This window comes from Actinoplanes sp. NPDC048791 (assembly GCF_040650095.1).
GTDB lineage: Bacteria > Actinomycetota > Actinomycetes > Mycobacteriales > Micromonosporaceae > Actinoplanes.
In genome coordinates, this window is the sequence record NZ_JBEZGQ010001140.1 from 1 (window position 1) to 2475 (window position 2475).

The 2475-nt window shown below is 72.2% G+C and carries 4 protein-coding genes; 2 read left to right on the forward strand and 2 right to left on the reverse strand.

The genetic code is table 11. From position 1 onward, the window contains the following. Positions 1-107: 107 nt before the first annotated feature. Both AB0C29_RS43350 and AB0C29_RS43355 read left to right on the forward strand, forming a co-directional pair. On the forward strand, positions 108-653 hold the full coding sequence (locus AB0C29_RS43350) for an ATP-binding protein (protein WP_360833486.1): 546 nt from the start codon (positions 108-110) through the stop codon (positions 651-653). An 8-nt stretch (positions 654-661) separates the two neighbouring features. Then, a complete protein-coding gene (locus AB0C29_RS43355) occupies positions 662-1279 on the forward strand; it encodes a response regulator transcription factor (protein WP_360833488.1) in 618 nt (205 codons plus the stop codon). 16 nt (positions 1280-1295) lie between these two features. Here AB0C29_RS43355 and AB0C29_RS43360 read toward each other — a convergent pair whose 3' ends face one another. Beyond that, positions 1296-2159 (reverse strand): alpha/beta hydrolase, encoded by an 864-nt coding sequence (locus tag AB0C29_RS43360; RefSeq protein WP_360833482.1) that lies wholly within the window; start codon positions 2157-2159, stop codon positions 1296-1298. Positions 2160-2222: 63 nt separating this feature from the next. Beyond that, the coding region (locus tag AB0C29_RS43365) for a helix-turn-helix transcriptional regulator (RefSeq protein WP_360833484.1) at positions 2223-2475 on the reverse strand (253 nt) is incomplete at its 5' end.

The window sequence follows — 2475 nt, forward strand, 5'->3', positions numbered from 1 at the left end:
CAGCCGCCGGCGCCCGTCGTGGAGGTGCCGGTGACCTGCGCGCCGGTGGTTGACGCCAGCCGGGCCGTCTCGCTGCCGAGATAGCCGCTGGCGCCCTCGCCGGCGAGATCCACGACACCCTCGCCCAGGGCTTCACCAGCATCATCACCCTGCTCCAGGCGGCCGATCCGGCGCTGGCCGACGAGCGGCTCGCGCTGGCCGTGCGGACCGCCCGGGAAAATCTGGCCGAGTCGCGGGCCCTGGTCGCGGCGCTGGCGCCGGCCGCGCTGGCGACCGGCTCCCTGCCCGATGCGGTACGCCGTCAGGCGACCCGTTTCGCCGAGGAGACCGGCATCCCGGCGACCTTCCGCCGCACCGGCGACACCCGGGCGTTGCCGACCGTCGTGGAGGTCGTGCTGCTCCGCGCGGCCCAGGAAGCACTGGCCAACGTCCGCCGCCACGCGAACGCCCACGAGGTGGCTGTGCTGCTCGCCTTCGGTGCGGACAGCGTCCGGCTCGTGGTGCGCGACGACGGCCGGGGATTCGACACCGCGGCCACGACCGGCTTCGGGCTACCCGGCATGCGGGCCCGCGCCGAACAGGTGAACGGCACGCTCATCGTGCACAGCGACCCGGACACGGGAACCCTCGTAGAAGTGGAGGTGCCGGCATGACGGGCAGCGTGATCCGGTTGATTCTGGTCGACGATCATCCGGTGGTGCGGCACGGCATTCGCGGCATGCTCGAGGCCGAGCCGGACCTGAGCGTCGTCGGTGAGGCTTCGTCCGGGCCCGAGGGCGTGGCGCTCGCCGCCGAGCTGCGGCCGGACATCGTGCTCATGGACCTGCGGATGCCCGGTGGCGACGGTGTCGAGGCGACCGCGCAGATCGTGGCCACTGTGCCCGGTGTACGGGTGATGGTGCTGACCACGTACGAGTCGGATCGTGACATCCTGCGGGCGATCGAGGCCGGTGCCGGGGGTTATCTGCTCAAGGACGCCTCGCCGGCGGAGCTGGCCGAGGGCGTCCGGGCCGCCGCCCGCGGCGAGACCGTGCTCGCGCCCAGCGTCGCCTCCACCCTGGTCCGGCAGGTCCGCAGCCCCGCGCCGCCCGCGCTCTCCGCCCGGGAGACCGAGGTGCTGCGCCTGGTGGCGCGGGGACTGACCAATGCCGACATCGGCCGGGAGCTGTTCATCACCGAGGCCACCGTCAAGACGCACCTGCTGCGCGCCTTCGCGAAGCTGGACGTCGCCGACCGCACGGCCGCGGTCACCCGGGCGATGAGCCACGGCCTGCTGTGAGCCGCCGCGGGACGGGTCAGCGTTCGGTGTGGCGCTCCACGAAGGCCAGAGAGGTCTGGGCGACCTCCAGCCAGCCGCTGTCGATGGTCAGTGCGTGGCCGCGCCCGGGGATCTCGGCGAACTCGGTGATGCCCGGGTTCTTCAGCTGCTGCTTGTAAGTGGCGTCCGAGATCGACCGCGGCACGGTGTGGTCCTTCTCGCCCGAGATGATCATCATGGGCCCGCGGTACGGGTTCTCCGTGTCCACCTTCACCTCGGTCCACGGGTTCAGGTTGGCCGTCGCCGCCTGGAACAGCGGGGCACCCGGCGCCGGCACGCAGTACGTCTCGTACAGCTCGTGGGCCTCCTCCTCGCTGACCGCGTTGGCGAACGCGTACCGGAACTGGTCGTAGGTCAGCGGTACGGCCTTGTGCCTGTTCGCCGGGTTGGTCAGCACCGGCGCGGCCGACCGCAGAGCCGAGATCGGCAGCGGCAGCACCCCGCGGAACGGGGCCGCGTCGATCGCCACGGTCGCCGCCGACAGTCCCCGGCCCGCGACGATCTGCGCGAGCAGCCCGCCGAACGAGTGGCCGACCACCGCCGGCTGCTTGTCGAGCTTGCCGATGACCTCGGCATAGTGGTCGGCGACCTGCCCGACAGTCTTGTCGGCGAAGACCTCGGGGTGCGCGTTGGCCTCGGCCACGGTCTCCGGGTCGTCCGGCCAGCCGGGCGTGATCGGGGCGTAACCGGCCGCCCGGAAGACGTCGGCCCACCGGTCCCAGCTGCTCGGCAGCAGCCACAGTCCGTGGATGAAGACGACCGGGGTCAGCCCGGTCGCGTTGACCTCGGCGATGTCGGTGAGGGTGTGGGCCGGGATGACGGTCGCGGGATGCTCGGACATGCGCTGCTCCTTCGTGGTGGGCCACGCTTCGGCCTCACCGTAGGACCGGCCGGCGGCGGGCAGCTATACGTCACCTGACGTAAGAGCGGGCCGGAGTGCGCGGTTCAGCTCGGTGCGGGAGGTGATGCCCAGCTTCGGGAAGATGCGGTAGAGATGGGTGCTGATCGTGCGGTGCGACAGGAACAGCCGCTCACCGATCTCCCGGTTGCTCAGGCCGGCCGCGGCCAGCTCGGCGATCTGCAGCTCCTGCGGGGTGAGCCCGTCGCGCGCGTCGGTGCGGGGCCGGACCCGTTCGCCCGCTGCGCGCAGCTCGGCC

Bases quoted from the DNA above. Each gene is read 5' to 3' on its own strand.
- AB0C29_RS43360 (WP_360833482.1), bottom strand. From the start codon at position 2,159: ATGTCCGAGCATCCCGCGACCGTCATCCCGGCCCACACCCTCACCGAC.